Annotated in this window: 22 protein-coding genes; 13 read left to right on the top strand and 9 right to left on the bottom strand. The window is 73.0% G+C overall.

Going from position 1 to position 19,567, the window contains the following annotated elements; translation table 11 throughout:
* The coding region (locus VK640_02100) for a transketolase (GenBank protein ID HTE71976.1) at positions 1–525 on the bottom strand (525 nt) is incomplete at its 3' end.
* 238 nt (positions 526–763) lie between these two features.
* Between VK640_02100 and VK640_02095 the strand changes: the two genes are divergently transcribed.
* The gene (locus tag VK640_02095; GenBank protein HTE71975.1) at positions 764–1,714 is read left to right on the top strand and encodes a heme o synthase; all 951 of its coding nucleotides are present in this window, start codon (positions 764–766) and stop codon (positions 1,712–1,714) included.
* A gap of 21 nt (positions 1,715–1,735) precedes the next feature.
* On the opposite strand, the gene VK640_02090 is transcribed toward VK640_02095, so the two are convergent.
* The 3 genes from VK640_02090 to VK640_02080 form a co-directional block, all read right to left on the bottom strand.
* Positions 1,736–2,467, bottom strand: a complete 732-nt coding sequence (locus tag VK640_02090; GenBank protein ID HTE71974.1) for a L,D-transpeptidase family protein — start codon at positions 2,465–2,467, stop codon at positions 1,736–1,738.
* An 83-nt stretch (positions 2,468–2,550) separates the two neighbouring features.
* On the bottom strand, positions 2,551–3,789 hold the full coding sequence (locus VK640_02085; GenBank protein HTE71973.1) for a HAMP domain-containing sensor histidine kinase: 1,239 nt from the start codon (positions 3,787–3,789) through the stop codon (positions 2,551–2,553).
* A complete protein-coding gene (locus tag VK640_02080; protein ID HTE71972.1) occupies positions 3,786–4,481 on the bottom strand; it encodes a response regulator transcription factor in 696 nt (231 codons plus the stop codon). The genes VK640_02085 and VK640_02080 overlap by 4 nt, the downstream gene beginning before the upstream one ends.
* A 122-nt stretch (positions 4,482–4,603) precedes the next feature.
* Here VK640_02080 and VK640_02075 point away from each other — a divergent pair, with 122 nt between their 5' ends.
* The 3 genes from VK640_02075 to VK640_02065 all read left to right on the top strand — a co-directional run bounded on the left by VK640_02075 (position 4,604) and on the right by VK640_02065 (position 6,532).
* Complete coding sequence (locus tag VK640_02075; protein HTE71971.1) at positions 4,604–5,095, top strand: hypothetical protein; 492 nt, start codon at positions 4,604–4,606, stop codon at positions 5,093–5,095.
* A gap of 103 nt (positions 5,096–5,198) precedes the next feature.
* Positions 5,199–5,660 (top strand): hypothetical protein, encoded by a 462-nt coding sequence (locus VK640_02070; protein ID HTE71970.1) that lies wholly within the window; start codon positions 5,199–5,201, stop codon positions 5,658–5,660.
* Positions 5,661–5,668: 8 nt separating this feature from the next.
* Entirely contained in the window at positions 5,669–6,532 is an 864-nt protein-coding gene (locus VK640_02065; protein HTE71969.1) for a serine/threonine-protein kinase, read from the top strand.
* Here the strand turns inward: VK640_02065 and VK640_02060 are convergent.
* The 4 genes from VK640_02060 to VK640_02045 are packed head-to-tail and all read right to left on the bottom strand — an operon-like array spanning position 6,474 to position 10,040.
* On the bottom strand, positions 6,474–7,457 hold the full coding sequence (locus VK640_02060; protein ID HTE71968.1) for a COX15/CtaA family protein: 984 nt from the start codon (positions 7,455–7,457) through the stop codon (positions 6,474–6,476). The genes VK640_02065 and VK640_02060 overlap by 59 nt on opposite strands.
* 39 nt (positions 7,458–7,496) lie before the next feature.
* Entirely contained in the window at positions 7,497–8,279 is a 783-nt protein-coding gene (locus tag VK640_02055; protein HTE71967.1) for an ABC transporter permease, read from the bottom strand.
* Positions 8,276–9,208, bottom strand: a complete 933-nt coding sequence (locus VK640_02050) for an ABC transporter ATP-binding protein (GenBank protein HTE71966.1) — start codon at positions 9,206–9,208, stop codon at positions 8,276–8,278. Before VK640_02050 ends, VK640_02055 begins: the two co-directional genes overlap by 4 nt.
* A gap of 22 nt (positions 9,209–9,230) precedes the next feature.
* Positions 9,231–10,040, bottom strand: coding sequence for an AAC(3) family N-acetyltransferase (locus tag VK640_02045; GenBank protein ID HTE71965.1), 810 nt, complete (start codon positions 10,038–10,040; stop codon positions 9,231–9,233).
* A 111-nt stretch (positions 10,041–10,151) separates the two neighbouring features.
* Between VK640_02045 and VK640_02040 the strand changes: the two genes are divergently transcribed.
* The 8 genes from VK640_02040 to VK640_02005 are packed head-to-tail and all read left to right on the top strand — an operon-like array spanning position 10,152 to position 16,714.
* Positions 10,152–10,853: an ArsR family transcriptional regulator gene (locus tag VK640_02040; GenBank protein ID HTE71964.1), complete on the top strand. Its 702-nt coding sequence runs from the start codon at positions 10,152–10,154 to the stop codon at positions 10,851–10,853.
* The gene (gene sufB / locus VK640_02035; protein HTE71963.1) at positions 10,850–12,271 is read left to right on the top strand and encodes a Fe-S cluster assembly protein SufB; all 1,422 of its coding nucleotides are present in this window, start codon (positions 10,850–10,852) and stop codon (positions 12,269–12,271) included. Before VK640_02040 ends, sufB begins: the two co-directional genes overlap by 4 nt.
* A gap of 3 nt (positions 12,272–12,274) precedes the next feature.
* A complete protein-coding gene (sufD, locus tag VK640_02030) occupies positions 12,275–13,504 on the top strand; it encodes a Fe-S cluster assembly protein SufD (GenBank protein HTE71962.1) in 1,230 nt (409 codons plus the stop codon).
* A 1-nt stretch (position 13,505) separates the two neighbouring features.
* Complete coding sequence (locus tag VK640_02025) at positions 13,506–13,829, top strand: non-heme iron oxygenase ferredoxin subunit (protein HTE71961.1); 324 nt, start codon at positions 13,506–13,508, stop codon at positions 13,827–13,829.
* Positions 13,826–14,593, top strand: a complete 768-nt coding sequence (gene sufC, locus VK640_02020; GenBank protein HTE71960.1) for a Fe-S cluster assembly ATPase SufC — start codon at positions 13,826–13,828, stop codon at positions 14,591–14,593. Before VK640_02025 ends, sufC begins: the two co-directional genes overlap by 4 nt.
* The gene (locus VK640_02015) at positions 14,590–15,873 is read left to right on the top strand and encodes a cysteine desulfurase (protein HTE71959.1); all 1,284 of its coding nucleotides are present in this window, start codon (positions 14,590–14,592) and stop codon (positions 15,871–15,873) included. The genes sufC and VK640_02015 overlap by 4 nt, the downstream gene beginning before the upstream one ends.
* Positions 15,870–16,367 carry an SUF system NifU family Fe-S cluster assembly protein gene (locus VK640_02010; GenBank protein HTE71958.1) on the top strand — a complete coding sequence of 166 codons (498 nt, stop codon included), beginning with the start codon at positions 15,870–15,872 and terminating at the stop codon, positions 16,365–16,367. The genes VK640_02015 and VK640_02010 overlap by 4 nt, the downstream gene beginning before the upstream one ends.
* On the top strand, positions 16,364–16,714 hold the full coding sequence (locus VK640_02005; protein ID HTE71957.1) for a metal-sulfur cluster assembly factor: 351 nt from the start codon (positions 16,364–16,366) through the stop codon (positions 16,712–16,714). The genes VK640_02010 and VK640_02005 overlap by 4 nt, the downstream gene beginning before the upstream one ends.
* Before the next feature lie 128 nt (positions 16,715–16,842).
* On the opposite strand, the gene VK640_02000 is transcribed toward VK640_02005, so the two are convergent.
* Positions 16,843–17,721 (bottom strand): neutral zinc metallopeptidase, encoded by an 879-nt coding sequence (locus tag VK640_02000; protein HTE71956.1) that lies wholly within the window; start codon positions 17,719–17,721, stop codon positions 16,843–16,845.
* Between the two features lie 168 nt (positions 17,722–17,889).
* On the opposite strand from VK640_02000, the gene VK640_01995 reads away from it, so the two are divergent.
* On the top strand, positions 17,890–19,506 hold the full coding sequence (locus VK640_01995; protein HTE71955.1) for an ABC-F family ATP-binding cassette domain-containing protein: 1,617 nt from the start codon (positions 17,890–17,892) through the stop codon (positions 19,504–19,506).
* Positions 19,507–19,567 lie beyond the last annotated feature (61 nt).

Genomic DNA, 19,567 nt, shown 5'->3' with positions numbered 1-19,567 from the left:
GCTGATGCCCTCCTCGATGTCGCCGTCCGAGGCGATGCACCACACCCGGTGGTCGAAGGGGCTCTCGCCGGGCGCCGCGTCCGGGTCGAGGAGACCGCGCTCCCGGCGGGCGGCCATCGCCATGCCGACCGCGTTGCCGATACCCTGGCCGAGCGGGCCGGTGGTGGTCTCGACGCCGGCGGTGTGGCCGTGCTCGGGGTGCCCGGGGGTCAGCGAGCCCCAGGTCCGCAGCGACCGGAGGTCGTCGAGCTCGAGGCCGTAGCCGGACAGGTAGAGCTGGATGTAGAGCGTCAGGCTGGAGTGGCCGGCCGACAGGACGAACCGGTCACGACCGGGCCAGCCCGGGTCGGTCGGGTCGTGGCGCAGGTAGCGCTGGAAGAGCAGGTACGCCGCCGGGGCCAGGCTCATGGCCGTCCCAGGGTGCCCGTTGCCCACCTTCTGCACGGCGTCCATCGCGAGGACACGCACCGTGTCGACGGCCTTCTGGTCCAGCTCGGACCACTCGAGCTTCTGCTGGGGGCTCACGGGCGTCAGGGCTCCTTCGACGAGTGGCTCGGCAGACCTGGTGGGGCTCAGGCGTGCTCGAGGACGGGCTCCAGGCAGTGCGCGACCTGATCTGCCCGGAGCGTACTCACGGCGGGCCGGTCGCGCCCTCCCCGTTCCGGGCGGGCGGATACAGTGGGGCTGCCCCGGATCACCCCTCCGAAACGGCCGCCCGCGGACCTTCGGGGACATCGCCTGGCACAACGGAACGAGGTAGCGCGTGACGGCTCTCGACGGACGCGTCGTGGTGCCCGTCGGGCGTCCGCCCGCAGACCGTCCGCCGCGCACCGCACGGCAGGTCGTGGGTGGGCTGGTCGCCCTCACCAAGCCCCGGATCATCGAGCTGTTGCTCGTCACGACCGTGCCGACGATGCTGCTGGCCGAGGGCGGCGTCCCCGCGCTGTGGCTGGTCGCCGCCACGTTGATCGGGGGCAGCCTCGCGGCGGGCAGCGCCAACACACTGAACTGCTACCTGGACCGCGACATCGACCAGGTGATGCACCGCACCGAGCGCCGGCCGCTGGCCACCGGGTTGATCAGCCCGGGCGAGGCGCTGGCGTCCGGTGGCGTGCTCGGTGTCCTCGCGGTGGCCTGGCTGTGGGTCACGACCGGCTGGCTGCCCGCGCTGCTCGCGCTGGCCGCGATCGCTTTCTACGTCGGGGTCTACACCCTGGCCCTCAAGCGGCGCACCCCGCAGAACATCGTGTGGGGCGGGGCGGCCGGCTGCATGCCGGTGCTCATCGGCTGGTCGGCGGTGACGGGGTCGCTCGCCTGGACGCCGGTGGTGCTCTTCGCCGTCATCTTCTTCTGGACGCCGCCGCACTACTGGCCGCTGTCGCTGCGCTTCCGCGACGACTACGCCGCGGCCGGCGTGCCGATGCTGCCGGTCGTCGCCGACGCGGTGACCGTCGCCCGCCAGGTCGTCGCCTACAGCTGGGTGATGGTGGCCGTGTCCCTGCTGCTGTGGCCGGTGGCCGGCACCTCCGCCGTCTACGGCGTCGCCGCGCTGGTGCTGGGCGCGGGCTTCCTGCGTGAGGCGCACGTCCTGCTGGGGCGGGCCCGCGGCGGTACGTCCGTGGAGGCGGCCGCGATGCGACTCTTCCACGGGTCGATCACATACCTGACCCTGCTGTTCGTCGCAGTCGGCATCGACCCGCTGCTGCCCTTCTGAGCCGGTCCTCGGCGGGGGCCGTCAGACGTTGTTGGCCACCCGCGGATCGGCCTCCGGGCGCAGCCAGGTCACGATCCACCGCATCTCGGCCGGCTGGCCGACCTGGGTGCAGCCCTCGGTCGGCGCCCACTCCTGCCCTTGCCGGCTGGTGTGGTAGAAGATCCCGCTGCCCTTCCCCTGGACCGCGTAGGGGCCGGGGTCGCCCCGGAACCGGGCGTTGTTGTAGTTCACCCAGAACCCGTAGCGCATCGCCGGCCGGTTGCCGTCGGTGCGACCGGGCTCCTCGATCCACACGTTGTAGAGGCGGCCGGAGTAGTTGGTCACCGACGACGTCGGCAGCCGCCGTCGCCACGGCATCAGGCCGGGGTTCGTCGTGGTGGTCGAGAACGTCGTCTTGATCCGGTAGACCCCGGTGGGGCTGCGATCGTCGTTCTGCCGCTTGGCGCCCGGGGCGGCGAACCCACGCGGGCCGACGGTCGAGCGGAAGACGGCCACCCGGCCGTCCTCGAGCCGGGCCAGCGCCCAGCCGTCGCCGACCTTCTGCCACGCCTGCGTCTTGGTGCAGTAGACCTGGTCGCACCACCGGTGGGTGCGCACCGTGCGCACGACCTGCGTGGTGGTCGCCGGCACCCGATCCGCGAAGGCCGGCTGGCCCGTGGCGGCAGACGCGGCGGGAGCGGTCACTGCCGTCAGGGTCACCGCGACGGTGGCAAGGGTCGCGGCGAGCGCCGCTGCAAGGGGGCGACGGGTCATGGGGGCGCTCCGGGACATGGGTCGATGGTCTCCGAGGGTCATCGGGAGGTCGAGGAGGCTGGTGAAGCGTTTTCTCGTGTCGGTCAGCCGGCGGGGGGCCCGAGCCGCATGGTCACCTCGCCGCCCCCACCTGGGGCGCGGGCGATGGTGAGCTCGCCGCCCGAGGCGCCGGCTGTCCGGCGGGCGATGTCCAGGCCCAGACCGGTCGAGCCGGCCCGGCTCTCGCCGCGGCGTAAGACCTCCGGGTCGGCGAAGCCCGGTCCCTCGTCGCTGACCACCACGACCCCGCCGCCGCCGGCCAGCGGCCGCAGCCGGACCGCCAGCCCCACCCCCTCCGGGGTGTGGGCGACGACGTTGCCGAGCAGCGCGTCCAGCGCCGCCTCGAGATCAGCCGGGCTGACCCGCACCGGGCAGGCCTGATCGGGGAGGTCCAGCCGGACCGCGCGGCCCTCCTCCTCGGCGAGCGGGGTCCAGAAGGCGACCCGCTCGGCCACCACCGCCCGGGCGTCGGCCCGGGCGTCCACGCCCTCGCGGACCGGCCGGCGGGCCTCGCGGATCAGCCGGTCCACCTCACGAGTGAGCTCCTCGACCGAGCCGGTGAGTCGGTCCCGCTCCGGCCCCTCGGGCAGGGACTCCACCTCCAGCCGGAGCGCGGTGACCGGCGTGCGCAGCCGGTGCGACAGGTCGGCGACGGACTCCCGCTCGCCGGCCAGCAGCTCGCGGATCCGCCCGGCGAGCAGGTTGATCGCTGCCCCCACCTCGCGCACCTCCTCCGGGCCGTCCGGCTCCACCCGCGTGCTCAGGTCGCCCTGGCCGAGCCGGTGGGCGGCGTCGGCGAGCTCGCTGATCGGCCGGGTGATCCGTCGCGCCAGGCGGTCGGCGACCACCAGCGAGAGCCCGATCAGCACCAGGCCGAGGAGGAGCAGCACGATCCGCGCACGGGCCACGCCCTCGCGCAGCTGGTCGGGCGGGATGACCGTCTGCACGACCCGGGTGCGCCCGTCGACCACGACCGGCTGGCGGATCAGCGCGGCCCTGTCGTCGGTGCGGGTCACGGTCGCCCTCGGCCGGGTGGTCGCGCCGGTCTCGTCGACGACGGTGACCGCCAGGCCGTTGGCGGCGAGCTGGTCGGCGAGGGAGGCGACCGCCTCGTCGTCGGCGCCGGCCGCCACGGCCGACACCACCGACTGGCTGCGCGCGGTGGCCAGCGACACCGCGTTGCTCTCCGCCGCGCGCGCGACCAGGACGGCAGCCGGCAGCAGGAAGGCGAGCAGCACCACCGAGGTCGTGGCGGCCACCAGCAGGGCGAGCCGACGCCTCATCGCGGCGCGGAGCCGGGTGGCTCGACCAGCTTGACGCCGACGCCACGCACGCTGTGCAGCAGCCGAGGCTCGCTGGCCGTCTCGCCGAGCTTGCGGCGCAGCCACGACAGGTGGACGTCGACCGTCTTGTCGGCACCGCCCATCGGCTGCTGCCACACCTCGGCGAGCAGGGTGCGCTTGCTCACCACCTCGCCGGGGCGCGCGGCCAGGTAGGCGAGCAGGTCGAACTCCCGCGGTCGCAGCTCCAGCTGCTCGCCGGCCAGCTCGACCGTCCTGGCGCGCAGGTCCACGACCAGGTCGCCGACCTCGAGCCGGGTCACCGTTTCGTCACCCGCGGTGCGGCGCAGCACCGCGCGGATCCGCGCGTCGAGCTGCTCGGCGCTGAACGGCTTGACGACGTAGTCGTCGGCGCCGGCGTCGAGCGCGGCCACGGTGGCCGCGTCGTCGTCGCGGGCGGTGGCGACGATGACCGGGACCCGGCTCACCGGCCGCAGCATGCGCAGCAGCTGGATGCCGTCGACGTCGGGCAGGCCCAGGTCGAGCACCACGAGGTCGGGCGGGTCGTCGAGCACCCGCTGCAGCCCCCGCAGACCGGCCGGCTCGGACGAGACGGCGTGCCCCCGGTCGGTCAGGGCCCGGGTCAGGGCGGTCCGGATGCGGGGGTCGTCCTCGACGAGGAGCAGCACGGCCACCCGCCGACCGTAGTGCTCGACCGGCCGCCGGCAGCGCAGGTCGGCGGGCGGGAGGGACAGCGATGGCTGCACGTTAGGAGCCGCTTAACCCGGCACCGGCAGACCGGCCGCAGACTTGGGGCATGGACCGACGACTCGCCCTGGTCGCCGTGTGGACGCTCTTCGCCGCGGCGGCCGTCGGCGTCGGCTTCGGCGCCGCCGGCTTGGTGGGTGACCCCTTCACCGACAGCGGGGTGAGCGCCGACGCCGTCACGTCGTCCGCGACCCCGACGACGAGCAGTGCTGCCCCGACCACGAGCAGCGCTGCGCCGTCGACGACGACGACGGCGGGGCCGCGACCGGTGAAGCGCAGCGTCTCGACACGGGGCGGGCTGGTCACCGGCACCTGCCGCGGTGGGCTGGTGACCCTCGGCGCCGCCCCGAGCGTCGGCTGGGAGATCGACGACCTCGACGACGAGCCCGAGCGCGAGGCGAAGACGAAGTTCGAGCGGGTCGACGACGGCGACGGAGAGGTCGAGGTGCGGGCGCGCTGCGTGGGCGGCGTGCCCACCTTCTCCGTCGACGAGGACTCGTCCGGCTCCGGTCCCGGCGGCTCCGGGGACTCGGGCGACTGACGGGCGCGGGGCGACGCTTGCCCAGCGGTGACCGTGGGTTGGGGCGGCGTTAGGGCCGGTGCCGCGAACGTCGTGGAGACACACCCCGACGTGAGGAGACCCGATGAACACCCTGGTCCGTGCCGCTGTCGCGTTCGCCGCCGCCCTGCTTGGGCTGGGCGGCTTCGTCACCGTGCAGGCGGCCACCGGCCCCGACGACCAGCAGGCGGCCAAGCGGGAGGACAGCCTGGCCGCCCTGACCACCGTGGACGACACCCCCTCGCCCGACGACACGCCCTCCCCGGACGACAGCCCGTCGCCGGAGGACGGCGTGGTCCAGCAGGACACCCCCGCGCTGCAGGACGACTCGGTGACCCCCGGTGCCGACGACCCGTCGACCCGAACCCGCACCGGGCACGACGCCGTGACGTCCGGCCCGACGAACGACGCGAACACGTCCGGCCCGACCAACGACGTCGACACCTCCGGCCCGACGAACGACGTCGACACCTCCGGCTCCGACACCCGCGGTGACGACGACGGCTCGGACGATGACCGGTCCGGCTCCAGCTCGGGCCGCGGGTGACGACCCGGATGACCGTCACCACCGTCACCACCATCAGCACCAGCCGCACCGACAGCTGGAACCTCCGGGCCGGGGACGAGCTCGTCCCCGGCCGGGCGGTCCACGCCCTGCTCGGCGGCGGCACGTCGTACGAGGCCTACCTGGTGTTCGACCAGGAGCTGCATTACGCCGCCGTGGCGAAGGTCCTCCGGCCGTCGCGGGCCGAGGACGTCGGGGCGCGCCGTGGGCTGGCGCGCGAGGCCGCCCTGCTGGAGCAGCTGCGCCATCCGGTCGTCGTCCGCTCCCTCGGGGCGGTCCTCGACGGTCCGCGGCCGCACATGCTGCTCGAGCACCTCGAGGGCCCGCGACTGTCCACCCTGGTCCGGCGACACGGTCCGCTGGCCCTGGAGCAGCTGCTGCCGCTGGCTCTGGAGCTGGCCTCCGCGCTGCACCACCTGCGGGTCCGGGGGCTGGTCCACCTCGACGTGAAGCCGGGCAACGTCGTGATGGGCGCGCCGCCCCGGCTGATCGACCTCAGCGTGGCGCGGACCGTCGAGCAGGCGGCCGCCCTGCAGCACGTCGTGGGCACCGACGGCTACCTGGCGCCCGAGCAGGAGCACCCGTGGACCGGCGAGGTGGGCCCGGCTGCCGACGTGCACGGGCTCGGGGCGACCCTGGTGCACGCCGCCACCGGTCGGCCCCCCACCGGTGGCGGCTTGGGCGGCCTGCCTGACGGCGTGCCGGCCCGCCTGCTCGGGATCGTCCGCTCCTGTCTGGCGCCGCGGCCGGCGGACCGGCCGACCCCCGCTCAGGTGGCCGAGGCGGTGGAGCCGCTCATCGCGCTGCTGCCGAGACCCGTGCTGGCGGGCTTCCGGCCGACGCCTCGTCGGTGACGGCCGGACCGGCTCCCTCGTCCCGCCGCGCAGGCACCGCGGCGAGCAGCACGAGCAGCGTCGCGATCCAGACCAGGCAGGCGCCGAGCACGTGCGAGGCGACCAGTGCGACCGGCAGGTCGGTGACGTACTGCACGTAGCCCACCAGCCCCTGGGCCAGCACAACCAGCAGCAGCGCCGCCAGCCGCCGGGACAGCAGCCGTGGTGCCCGCGCCGCGACGGCCGCGACCACCAGCCCGATGGTCAGCCCGAGCACCAGGAACACCGCGTCAGCGTGCAGCTGGGTGACCGCTTCCAGGTCGAAGGGCAGCCGGTCGGCGGCCTGCTTGTCGCCGGAGTGCGGCCCGGTGCCGGTCACGACCGTGCCGAGCGCCAGGGTCGCCGCGACCGCCGCGGTCAGGATGCTCGCCCCGACCGCGAGGGCCTGGTCGTACGTCGCGGCCGGCCCGTCCGGCGAAGGCACCCGCCTGCCGGCGGCCCGCTCGTAGGCCACGACCGCCACGGCGATCAGTCCCATCGAGAGCAGGAAGTGCGCCATCACGGTGAGCGGGTTGAGCCCGGTGAGCACGGTGACACCGCCGAGCAGCGCCTGCGCCACGATGCCCAGGAGGAGGAGCCCGGCCGGGCGGAGCAGGTCGCGCCGGCCGGCCCGCCAGGCGGTGACCAGCGCGGCCAGCACCGCCGCCGAGAGCGCGAAGGTGAGCAGCCGGTTGCCGAACTCGATCGCCCCGTGCGCGCCCATCTCGCGGGTCGCCACCAACGACTCGTCCGTGCACCGCGGGAAGGTCGGGCAGCCGAGCCCCGACGCGGTCAGCCGCACGGCGCCGCCCGTCACGACGATCACCGTGTTGGCCACCAGGGCACCGAGGAAGGTGCCGCGGAGCACCGCCTCCGTCGGCCGCCACGACCGCACCCGCTGGAGCATGCGCCCAGCGTACGGGCCGGCCCGCCGGCGGTCGGCGCCCTACTCCCAGCGGAACCAGCGGGCCGCCAGCACCGAGCCGACGGCCCCCCACACCAGCAGCACCACCAGGTCGCCGACCGGGAGCCGGGCGCCCTCGGACAGGCAGTCCCGCAGTCCGTCGGCCAGCGCCGCCGACGGCAGCAGCTCGAGCAGCGGGCGCAATCCGTCGGGGAACCGGTCCAGCGGCACCGCGATGCCGCCCGTGACGAGCAGCAGCAGGTAGACCAGGTTGGCCGCCGCGAGCGTCGCCTCGGCGCGCAGCGTGCCGGCCATCAGCAGCGCGAGCGCCGCGAAGGCGCCGGTGCCCACCAGCAGGAGCAGCAGCGCGCCGGCCCAGGCGGCGGCATCCCGCGGCGGGTCCCAGCCCAGCAGCAGGGCGACCCCCAGGAGCAGCACGACCTGCAGCGCCTCGACCGTCAGCACGGCGAGCCCCTTGGCGCCCAGCAGTGCGCCCCGCGGCAGCGGCGTCGCGCCCAGCCGCTTCAGCGCGCCGTACCGCCGCTCGAAGCCGGTGCCGATCGCCAGCCCGGTGAAGGCGGTGGACAGCACCGCCAGGGCGAGCACCCCGGGCACCAGGAAGTCGAGGCGCTCCGACCGGCCGCCGAGGTCGACGACTTCGACGCTGCCGAAGAGGAGCAGGACCAGCACCGGGATGACCACGGTGAGCAGCAGCTGCTCGCCGTTGCGCAACACCATCCGGGTCTCGAGACCGGCCTGGGCGCGCAGCATCCGGGGGAGTGGTGCCGCTCCGGGTCGCGGGACGTACGTCCCCGGCCCGGTCATCCGCGCAGCTCCGACCCGGTGAGCTCGAGGAAGACGTCCTCGAGCGAGCGCCGGCCCACGGTCAGCCCCTCGGGCATGAGGTCCCGGGCCGCGCACCAGGCGGTGAGGTCGGCGACGAAGCGGCTGTCCACCTCGCCGTCGACCCGGTAGCTGCCGGGTGACGTCTCGTGCACCTCGGTCGCCGCCGGCAGTGCGGCGCCCAGCGCGGCGAGGTCCAGCCCGGGGGCGGCGCGGAAGCGCACCGATCCGACGGCTCCCGCCGTCAGGTCGGCGGGGGAGCCGGCCGCGACCACACGTCCGCGGTCGACCACGACGACGTGGTCGGCGAGCTGCTCCGCCTCGTCCATGTGGTGGGTGGTCAGGACAACGGAGACACCGTCGCGGCGCAGGTCGGCCACCAGCTCCCAGGCTGCCCGGCGGGACTGCGGGTCGAGACCCGCGGTCGGCTCGTCGAGGAAGACCAGGTCCGGGCGGCCGATCACGGCCAGGGCGAGTGCGACCCGTTGCTGCTGGCCGCCGGACAGCCGGCGGTACGGCGTCCGGCTGACCGCGCCGAGGCCGAGCCGCTCGACCAAGCCGTCGGGGTCGAGCGGGTCGGCGTGCAGGGCGGCGACGTGCCGGAGCATCTCCGCGGCCCGGACCGACGGGTAGACGCCGCCGGACTGGAGCATGACGCCGACCCGTGGCCGCAACCGTCGCCCGTCGCGCGCCGGGTCGAGCCCGAGCACGCGGACCGTGCCGGCGTCCGCGGTGCGGTAGCCCTCGCAGATCTCCACCGTCGTCGTCTTGCCGGCGCCGTTGGGGCCGAGCAGCGCGGTCACCGCCGCGGCCGGGAAGGCCGCGGTGAGACCGTCGATGGCCGGCCGGGCGCCGTACCGCTTGACCAGGTCGACCAGCTCGACCGCGTGGTCCCCGCGCTCGACGCTCACGGGCGGGCAGTCTAGGCAGTGCTCAGCCGGCCCCCTGCGTGCCTCGGTCGCGGTGCCCGGTCATCCAGCCGACCGCGAACGCGACCGCGGTGGACAGCTCGACCAGGTGGCAGTCGGCAGCGCCTACCCGGCCGGTGCGGACCGACCCGGTGGCCAGCAGCGCCTCGCCGATCTGCTCGAAGTCGTCTTCGTCGAGGTCCAGGTCCTCGTACGTCGCCCAGGTCCGCCCGCCGCCCTCGGTCCGGACCGCCGCGCCGTCGGTCTTGGTCGGAGCCGCGCCGGGCACGCGGTACTCGGCGAGGTGGAACGCGGTGCACGAGCCGAAGTCGGCCCCGAGGACCAGCACCCGGGCGCCGAGCCGCTCGAGGGTGGCCAGCGGCGACCGCTCGCCGCACTGCGAGTCGAGGTCGTGGACGGCCACCACCTGCTCGGCGAGCGGGCCGAGCGCCGCGAACGACGTCTGCGGGTGCGCGCTGCGCCGGGCACCGGGCCAGGTGCGGACCACCTCGGGGACCTTGCCCATCCACTCGCTGGGCGTGATGGCGGGCTCGAACGCGGGGGTGTGCTCCCGGATCACCGGCCACCACTCCGCCGGCACCGGCGGGTGCTGCCAGGCGCTGGGGTCGCTGTTGCCCGCGGTCTGGGTCGGCACCACGATCGTCCCGTCGGCGCCGACCGCGTCCCGAAGGGCCTGCACGACGGCGACCGCGCCGCCGGGGATCCAGCCCAGGGCCTTGACCGACGTGTGGACCAGCAGGAGGTCGCCGGGCGCGACTCCCAGGTCGCGCAGGCCTGCGGCGATCTCCGGGCGGGTGTGGATCTCGCTCACCATGCCAGTGTGGCCGGGCGGGGCGGCCGCTGGCACCTCAGATGTGAGAGACGCCACGGCAGCCCGATGGCCCGGTCGTTTGCGATCGGTCCCGAATAACGCGACACTGGTGTTGTGAAAAACGCGCTGGAGGACTCGACCCGCAACCGGGTCGCGCGCACCATCCTCGAGACCGGCCCCACCACCGCCGCCGGCCTCGCCGCGGCCCTGCGCCTCACCCCGGCGGCCGTGCGGCGCCACCTGGACGCCCTGCTGTCCGACGGCCTGATCGAGGAGCGCGCGCCACGCCCCACCGCGGTCCGCGGCCGGGGCCGTCCGGCCCGCCTCTTCGTGCTCACACCCGCCGGTCGCGACGAGTTCGACCAGGCCTACGACGACCTCGCCGCCAGCGCGCTGCGCTTCGTCGAGGAGCGGGGCGGCCGCGAGGCGGTCGCCGCGTTCGCCCGGCAGCGGGTCGCCGAGCTCGAGGGCCGCTACCGCGACCGGGTCGCCGGCGCCCCGGCCGGTCGCCGGGCCGAAGCCCTTGCCGAGGCGCTGTCGGCCGACGGCTACGCCGCCTCGACCCGCCCCGCGGCAGCCGCACCGGGGGAGCAGCTGTGCCAGCACAACTGCCCCGTCGCCCACGTGGCCGAGCAGTTCCCCGAGCTCTGCGAGGCCGAGACCGAGGTCTTTGCCCGGCTGCTCGGCACCCACGTCCAGCGCCTGGCCACGATCGCCCACGGCGACGGGGTCTGCACGACGTACGTGCCGAGGACGTCCGACCTGCCCAGCACCCCGACCCTCCCCAGCACCCCGATCCGGAGGAACGCTCAGTGACTGCCATCCCCGAGACCACTCACGCCGAGGTCGACGCCCTCGGCCGTTACGCCTTCGGCTGGGCGGACTCCGACATCGCCGGCGCGACGGCTCAGCGCGGCCTGTCCGACGCCGTTGTCCGCAACATCTCGGCGCTCAAGTACGAGCCCGAGTGGATGCTCAACCTGCGCCTCAAGGGGCTGCGGCTGTTCGGCAAGAAGCCGATGCCGACCTGGGGCTCGGATCTCTCGGGCATCGACTTCGACAACATCAAGTACTTCGTCCGCTCCACCGAGAAGCAGGCCACCTCCTGGGACGAGCTGCCCGCAGACATCAAGAACACCTACGACAAGCTGGGCATCCCCGAGGCCGAGAAGCAGCGGCTGATCGCGGGCGTCGCGGCGCAGTACGAGTCCGAGGTCGTCTACCACCAGATCCGCGAGGACCTGGAGGAGAAGGGCGTCCTCTTCCTCGACACCGACACCGCGCTGCGCGAGCACGAGGAGCTCTTCAAGGAGTACTTCGGCACCGTCATCCCGGTCGGCGACAACAAGTTCGCCGCGCTCAACACCGCGGTCTGGTCCGGCGGCTCCTTCATCTACGTCCCGCCCGGCGTCAAGGTGGACATCCCGCTGCAGGCCTACTTCCGGATCAACACCGAGAACATGGGCCAGTTCGAGCGGACGCTGATCATCGCCGACGAGGGCTCCTCGGTGCACTACGTCGAGGGCTGCACCGCCCCGATCTACTCGTCGGACTCGCTTCACTCGGCCGTCGTCGAGATCATCGTCAAGAAGGACGCGCACGTCCGCTACACGACGATCCAGAACTGGTCGAACAACGTCTACAACCTGGTCACCAAGCGCACAGCGGTGCAGGCCGGGGGCCGGATGGAGTGGATCGACGGCAACATCGGCTCCAAGGTGACCATGAAGTACCCCGCCTGCTACCTGCTCGGCGAGCACGCGCAGGGGGAGACGCTTTCAGTCGCCTTCGCGGGCGAGGGCCAGCACCAGGACGCGGGCGCCAAGATGGTGCACTCGGCGCCGCACACGTCGTCGACCATCATCTCCAAGTCGGTGGCCCGCGGCGGCGGCCGCACCTCCTACCGCGGGCTGGTCCAGGTGCTCGAGGGTGCCAACGGGTCCCGGTCGACGGTGAAGTGCGACGCGCTTCTGGTCGACACCGTCAGCCGCTCGGACACCTATCCCTACGTCGACGTGCGCGAGGACGACGTGACGATGGGCCACGAGGCCACGGTCTCCAAGGTGAGCGAGGACCAGCTCTTCTACCTGATGAGCCGCGGCCTGTCCGAGGACGAGGCGATGGCGATGATCGTGCGCGGCTTCGTCGAGCCGATCGCCAAGGAGCTCCCGATGGAGTACGCCCTCGAGCTCAACCGCCTGATCGAGCTGCAGATGGAAGGAGCCGTGGGCTGATCCATGTCCACCACCCCTGAGACCGTCACCCCCTCGGTGGCCGGCGAGATCCTCTCGCCGGAGACCGGCGGGTTCAGCGGGAAGCCCCACTCCCACGGCGCCGTCCCGGTCCCCGGCGACAGCCGCGGTGAGCGGGCGCGCTCGTTCGACCTCGCGGCGTTCGGGGTCCCCACCGGCCGCGAGGAGGAGTGGCGCTTCACCCCTCTCGACCGCCTCCGCCACCTGCACGAGGACGACGGCGCCGGCACCGGCACGGTGACCGTGGAGGTCGACGCCGCCCCGGAGGTGGTGGTCGAGACGGTCGACCGCGGTGACGCCCGGCTCGGTGGTGGCGGCGAGCCTGCCGACCGGGTGGCCGCTCGGGCCTGGAACGCGTTCGAGAAGGCGACGGTGCTCACCGTGCCCACCGAGGCCGTGGCCAGCCGGCCCACCACGGTGAACGTGCGCGGCACCGGTGTCGACGCGGGGCCCGCCTTCGGGCACCTGCTCGTCGACGTGCAGCCCTTCGCCCGCGCCGTCGTGGTGCTGGACCACACCGGCTCGGGGACGTACGCCGACAACCTCGAGCTGGTCGTCGGCGACAGCGCGGAGCTGACCGTGGTCGTCGTCAACGACTGGGCCGACGACACCGTTCACCTTTCGCAGCAGTCGATCCGGCTGGGCCGGGACGCCAAGCTGCGCACCATCGCCGTCGGGTTCGGCGGCGACGTCGCGCGGGTGTCGTCCGAGGCGCGCTTCACCGCGCCGGGCTCGGAGGTCGAGATGCTCGGCCTCTACTTCGCCGACGACCACCAGCACCTCGAGCACCGGCTCTTCGTCGACCACGCCGTGCCGCACTGCAAGAGCAACGTGGTCTACAAGGGCGCGCTGCAGGGCGAGGAGGCGCACACGGTTTGGATCGGCGACGTGCTGATCCGGGCCGAGGCCGAGGGTACCGAGACCTTCGAGCTCAACCGCAACCTCGTGCTCACCGACGGCGCCCGTGCCGACTCGGTGCCCAACCTCGAGATCGAGACCGGCGAGATCGTCGGCGCCGGCCACGCCTCGGCGACCGGCCGCTTCGACGACGAGCAGCTGTTCTACCTGCAGTCCCGGGGCATCCCCGAGGACGAGGCGCGCCGGCTCGTCGTCCGCGGCTTCTTCGCCGACGTGATCAACAAGATCGGGGTCCCGGAGGTCCGCGACCGCCTGCTGGCCCAGGTCGAGCGGGAGCTGGAAGGCGCGGTGCACTGAGGTGGCCGACTACCAGCGCGCCTGCGCGGCGGCCGACGTGGCCGACGGCGCGGCGGTCCGGGTCGTGGTCGACGGGGTCCCGGTGGCGATCGTGCGCAGCGCCGGCGAGGTCTACGCCATCCACGACGTGTGCTCGCACGCCAACGTCGCCCTGTCCGAGGGCGAGATCGAGGACCAGACGATCGAGTGCTGGCTGCACGGCTCGCGCTTCGACCTGGTCACCGGCCGTCCGACCGGGCTCCCGGCCACCCAGCCGGTCCCCGTGTACCCCGTGAAGATCGACGGAGACGACGTCCTCGTGTCCGTCATGAAGGAGAACCAGTGAGCACGCTCGAGATCCGCGACCTGCACGTCACCGTCGACACCGGTGACTCCGGCACGCGGGAGATCCTGCGCGGGGTCGACCTCACCGTCCGGGCCGGTGAGACCCACGCCATCATGGGGCCCAACGGCTCCGGCAAGTCGACGCTGGCCTACTCGATCGCCGGGCACCCCAAGTACACCGTCACCGGCGGCACGGTCACGCTCGACGGCGACGACGTCCTCGCGATGACGGTCGACGAGCGGGCCCGCGCCGGGCTGTTCCTGGCGATGCAGTACCCCGTTGAGGTGCCGGGAGTCTCGGTCTCCAACTTCCTGCGCAGCGCCAAGACCGCTGTCGACGGCGAGGCGCCCAAGCTGCGCACCTGGGTCAAGGAGGTGAAGGAGGCGATGGAGCGGCTGGCCGTCGACCCGTCCTTCTCCGAGCGCAGCGTCAACGAGGGCTTCTCGGGCGGCGAGAAGAAGCGCCACGAGATCCTCCAGCTCGAGCTGCTCAAGCCAAAGATCGCCGTCCTCGACGAGACCGACTCCGGGCTCGACATCGACGCGCTCAAGGTCGTGTCCGAGGGCGTCAACCGAGTCCGCGCGGGTGGTGAGACCGGTGTCCTGCTGATCACGCACTACACCCGGATCCTGCGCTACATCGCCCCCGACTTCGTGCACGTCTTCGTCGACGGCCGCATCGTCGAGGAGGGCGGCCGGGAGCTCGCCGACACCCTCGAGGCCGAGGGCTACGAGCGCTTCCTCAAGGCGGGCGCTCAGGCATGAGTTCCTTGTCTGTCGCGTCGCCGCTCGACGTCGAGAGGATACGCAAGGACTTCCCGGCGCTCGAGCGGCTGGTGCACGGCGACCGACCGCTGGTCTACCTCGACAACGCGGCGACGTCGCAGAAGCCCCGCCAGGTCCTCGACGCCCTCGACGACTACTACACCCGGCACAACGCCAACGTGCACCGCGGCATCCACACGCTGGCCGAGGAGGCCACCGCGCTGTACGAGGGCGCACGCGACAAGGTGGCGGCCTTCGTCAACGCCGCCGACCGCGCCGAGGTGGTTTTCACCAAGAACTCCACCGAGGCGCTCAACCTGGCGGCCAACACCATCGCGTGGGGCGGCTCCGCCTTCCGTGGCCTGCGCGCGGGCGACGAGATCGTCGTCACCGAGATGGAGCACCACTCCAACCTCGTCCCGTGGCAGATGGTCGCGGAGCGCACCGGCGCGACGCTGCGCTGGATCGGGCTGACCGACGACGGACGGCTCGACCTCAGCGACCTCGACGCGCTGGTCAACGAGCGCACCCGCGTCGTGTCGTTCGTGCTGGTCTCCAACATCCTGGGCACCGTCAACCCGGGCGCCGAGATCGTGCGGCGGGCCCGCGAGGTGGGCGCCCTGGTCGTCGTCGACGCCTCTCAGGCGGCCCCGCACATGCCGCTCGACGTCCAGGCGCTTGGCGCCGACCTGGTGGCCTTCACCGGGCACAAGATGTGCGGCCCCACGGGCATCGGCGTGCTGTGGGGACGTCGCCAGGTGCTCGAGGACCTGCCGCCCTTCCTCGGTGGCGGCGAGATGATCGAGGCGGTCAGCATGACCGGGTCGACCTACGCCGCGTTGCCGCACAAGTTCGAGGCGGGCACCCCGCCGATCGCCCAGGCGGTCGGCCTGGGCGCGGCGGTCGACTACCTCTCCGCCCTCGGCATGGAGACGGTCGCCGAGCACGAGCACGTGATCACCGCCTACGCGCTGGAGCGGATGCAGCAGGTCGAGGGCCTGCGCGTCGTCGGGCCGCCGACCGCGGAGAACCGCGGGGCTGCGGTCTCCTTCACGCTGGGCGACCTGCACCCGCACGACGTCGGCCAGGTGCTCGACGAGCTCGGCATCGCGGTGCGGGTCGGTCAGCACTGCGCCCGACCGGTCTGCCTGCGCTACGGCGTGCCGGCCACCACCCGGGCGTCGTTCTACGTCTACTCGACGATGGCCGACGTCGACGCGCTGGTCGACGGGCTCGAGCACGTGCAGCGGTTCTTCGGGCGCACGGGAGGCGCGGCGTGAGGCTGGAGTCGATGTACCAGGAGATCATCCTGGACCACTACCGCAACCCCCACCACAAGGGGCTCCGGGAGCCGTTCGACGCCGAGGTCCACCACGTCAACCCCACCTGCGGCGACGAGGTCACCCTGCGGGTGCGGCTCGGCAGCGACGGCACCACGGTCGAGGACGTCTCCTACGACTCGCTCGGCTGCTCGATCTCGCAAGCCTCGGTGTCGGTCATGACCGACCTGGTGATCGGGCGCAGCCTCGGCGAGGCGACGACCGCCTACGACGCGTTCCTGGCCCTGATGCGGGCCAAGGGCGACGCGTCCAGCGCCGCCGAGTCGGTCGAGGGTGACCTCGAGGAGGTGCTCGAGGACGCCGTCGCGTTCGAGGGGGTCTCGAAGTACCCGGCGCGCATCAAGTGCGCGCTGCTCGGCTGGATGGCATGGAAGGACGCCACGGCCCGTGCCGGTGGCGTGGATGAGCACGAGACGGCGGAGGAGATGGCATGAGCGAGACCGCGACCAGTGCGGCCACCGGGGGACCGGGCCTGGCCAAGGTCGAGGACGTCGAGGAGGCCATGCGCGACGTGGTCGACCCCGAGCTCGGCATCAACGTGGTCGACCTGGGCCTGGTCTACGGCATCCACGTCGACGGCGACAACGCGTGCACCCTGGACATGACCCTCACGTCGGCGGCCTGCCCGCTGACCGACGTCATCGAGGACCAGACCAACTCGGCATTGTCCGGCCTGGTCAAGGAGACCCGGATCAACTGGGTCTGGATGCCGCCGTGGGGCCCCGACAAGATCACCGACGAAGGTCGTGACCAGCTGCGCGCCCTGGGCTTCAACGTCTGACCCGGCTGCGGGAATGATCACGTTCACGTGATCACTCCACCCCGTGCATGGCCTACATGCCGTGCATGGCGTGCATTGATCATGTAACCGTGATCATTTCGGGTGTGGATGCTGGGCGGCGCCGGTCCTCAGCCGAAGGTGTTGCAGCGGTTGACGTCGCCCGAGCGGCGGCCGGTCAGGAACCAGTGGCGCCGCTGCTCGGCGGACCCGTGGGTCCAGGACTCGGGGTCCACCCTGCCCTGCGTCTTCTGCTGGATCCGGTCGTCGCCGACCGCCTCGGCCGCCCCGATGGCCTGGTCCAGCTCGGCCTCGCCGACCGAGACGTTGCCACGGTCGTCGGCGAGCCGGCTCCAGACGCCGGCGTAGCAGTCGGCCTGCAGCTCCATCGCGACCGATAGCTCGTTGGCCGCGTTCGGCCGGGCCTGCTGGGAGGCGCGGACCTTCTGCTCGGTGCCGAACAGCGTCTGCAGGTGGTGCCCCGCCTCGTGGGCCATGATGTACGCCTGGGCGTAGCGCCCCTCGGCGCCGAACTCCTGCTGCAGCTGGTCGAGGAAGCCGATGTCGATGAAGATGCTCCGGTCCGGCGGGCAGTAGAACGGACCGACCTGTGACGACGCGGTGCCGCAGCCGGTCTGCACCGCCTGGGTGAAGAAGGTCAGCCCCGGCTGCTCGTACTGCTCGCCGGCCCGCGCGAACTCGTCGGTCCAGACCTCGTTGATCTCGTTGTAGACCTTCACCAGGAAGCAGTCGTCGTACTGCTCGATCGCACCCTCGGTGTTGCACCGCTGCTCGAGGTCGCCGGTGCCGGCCCCCTCGCCCTGGACCGCGCCGTCCTGGGGCACCAGCTGCGTCGTGTCGACACCGTTGCCGCCGCCGAGCACGGACACCAGCACGAAGATGATCAGGCCCACGATGCCGAGACCGCCGCCCCCGACCGCGATCGGGCCGCCCATGCCGCGCCGGTCCGAGACACCGGAGGTGTCGACGGACTGGTCGTCGAAGTCGATACCCACGGGAAACGCGCTCCGTCCTGTCGGCGGGCCGTCCGTAGACTAGGGCGCATGCCGTCGTCGCCGTCCCGCTGAGCCGCTGGCCGATACCCCGCCAGGCCGCCCGCCACACGGATCCGATGCAGATCCGACGCGGGAACCTCCCATGCAAAAGGACGCACGACGATGATCACCGCCACCGGTCTGGAGCTCAGGGCCGGCTCCCGGATCCTGCTCGGCGACGCCACGTTCCGGATCGCGCCGGGTGACCGGGTCGGGCTGGTCGGCCGCAACGGCGCCGGCAAGACCACGCTGACCCGGGTGCTGGCCGGCGAGGGCCCGGCCGCGTCGGGCGAGGTGACCCGGTCCGGTCACGTCGGCTACCTGCCGCAGGACCCGCGCACCGGCGACCTTGACGTGCTGGCCCGCGACCGGATCCTGTCCGCACGCGGCCTGGACGCCGTCGTCCGCCGGATGCGCGAGACCGAGGGGGAGATGGCCAGCGCCGACCCCGCGACGCACGAGCGGGCGATGAGCCGCTACGCCCGGCTGGAGACCGAGTTCCAGGCCGCCGGTGGCTACGCCGCCGAGAGCGAGGCGGCTGCCATCGCGTCCAGCCTCGGGCTGCCGGAGCGGGTCCTCGGCCAGCCGCTGCACACCCTCTCCGGCGGCCAGCGGCGCCGGGTCGAGCTCTCGCGGATCCTCTTCTCGTCGACCGGGACCGGTGCGGACGGCTCGACCTTGCTGCTCGACGAGCCGACCAACCACCTGGACGCCGACTCGATCGTCTGGCTGCGCGAGTACCTGCGGACGTACAAGGGCGGCCTTGTCGTCATCAGCCACGACGTCGGCCTGCTCGAGCACACGGTCACCCGGGTCTTCCACCTCGACGCCAATCGGGCCGAGCTCGACGTCTACAACCTCGGCTGGTCGGCGTACCTGGCGCAGCGCGAGACCGACGAGCGGCGGCGCAAGCGCGAGCGGGCCAACGCCGAGAAGCAGGCCGACGCGCTCAAGGCGCAGGCCGACCGGATGCGCTACAAGGCCACGAAGGCCAAGGCGGCGCAGAGCATGGACCGACGGGCGCAGCGGCTGATGGCAGGTCTGGAGCAGGTGCGCCGCAGCGACAAGGTTGCCAAGCTGCGCTTCCCGGAGCCCGCGCCGTGCGGCCGGACCCCGCTGACCGCCGAGGGCCTGTCGAAGTCCTACGGGTCGCTCGAGGTGTTCACCGACGTGGACCTGGCCATCGACCGCGGCAGCCGGGTCGTGATCCTCGGGCTCAACGGCGCCGGCAAGACCACCCTGCTGCGGCTGCTGGCCGGCATCGAGACCCCGGACACCGGTGCGGTCCGCCCGGGGCACGGGCTCAAGGTCGGCTACTACGCGCAGGAGCACGAGACCCTCGACCCGGAGCGGACCGTGCTGGAGAACATGCGCTCGGCCGCGCCCGACACCAGCGAGGTCGAGCTGCGCCGCATCCTCGGGTCGTTCCTCTTCTCCGGCGACGACGTCGAGAAGCCGGCCCGGGTGCTCAGCGGCGGGGAGAAGACCCGGCTCGCGCTGGCCACGCTGGTGGTGTCAAGCGCCAACGTGCTGATGCTCGACGAGCCGACCAACAACCTCGACCCGGCCAGCCGCGAGGAGATTCTCGGAGCCCTGCAGACCTTCTCCGGCGCCGTCGTCCTGGTCACCCACGACGAGGGCGCGGTCGAGGCGTTGGCCCCGGAGCGGCTGATCCTGCTGCCCGACGGGGTCGAGGACCTGTGGAACGAGGACTACGCCGACCTGGTCGCTCTCGCCTGACGCCGGGTCGGCCGACTGCAAGATCGTTTGCGACGTCCGCGGCTGCGACACGCCGTCGACA

This window comes from Actinomycetes bacterium (genome assembly GCA_035489715.1).
Taxonomy (GTDB): domain Bacteria; phylum Actinomycetota; class Actinomycetes; order JACCUZ01; family JACCUZ01; genus DATHAP01.
Note: the sequence above shows the minus strand (reverse complement) of the source record. Positions and strands in the feature narration are given on the sequence as shown.

What these genes read in the sequence shown, in the direction of transcription:
- VK640_02075 (HTE71971.1), top strand. Translation starts at nt 4,604, where the DNA reads ATGGACCGACGACTCGCCCTGGTCGCCGTGTGGACGCTCTTCGCCGCG.
- VK640_01995 (HTE71955.1), top strand. Translation starts at nt 17,890, where the DNA reads ATGATCACCGCCACCGGTCTGGAGCTCAGGGCCGGCTCCCGGATCCTG.
- VK640_02085 (HTE71973.1), bottom strand. Translation starts at nt 3,789, where the DNA reads ATGAGGCGTCGGCTCGCCCTGCTGGTGGCCGCCACGACCTCGGTGGTG.
- VK640_02045 (HTE71965.1), bottom strand. Translation starts at nt 10,040, where the DNA reads ATGGTGAGCGAGATCCACACCCGCCCGGAGATCGCCGCAGGCCTGCGC.
- VK640_02065 (HTE71969.1), top strand. Translation starts at nt 5,669, where the DNA reads ATGACCGTCACCACCGTCACCACCATCAGCACCAGCCGCACCGACAGC.
- VK640_02090 (HTE71974.1), bottom strand. Translation starts at nt 2,467, where the DNA reads ATGACCCGTCGCCCCCTTGCAGCGGCGCTCGCCGCGACCCTTGCCACC.
- VK640_02015 (HTE71959.1), top strand. Translation starts at nt 14,590, where the DNA reads ATGAGTTCCTTGTCTGTCGCGTCGCCGCTCGACGTCGAGAGGATACGC.
- VK640_02005 (HTE71957.1), top strand. Translation starts at nt 16,364, where the DNA reads ATGAGCGAGACCGCGACCAGTGCGGCCACCGGGGGACCGGGCCTGGCC.
- VK640_02055 (HTE71967.1), bottom strand. Translation starts at nt 8,279, where the DNA reads ATGACCGGGCCGGGGACGTACGTCCCGCGACCCGGAGCGGCACCACTC.
- VK640_02060 (HTE71968.1), bottom strand. Translation starts at nt 7,457, where the DNA reads ATGCTCCAGCGGGTGCGGTCGTGGCGGCCGACGGAGGCGGTGCTCCGC.
- VK640_02070 (HTE71970.1), top strand. Translation starts at nt 5,199, where the DNA reads ATGAACACCCTGGTCCGTGCCGCTGTCGCGTTCGCCGCCGCCCTGCTT.
- sufD (HTE71962.1), top strand. Translation starts at nt 12,275, where the DNA reads ATGTCCACCACCCCTGAGACCGTCACCCCCTCGGTGGCCGGCGAGATC.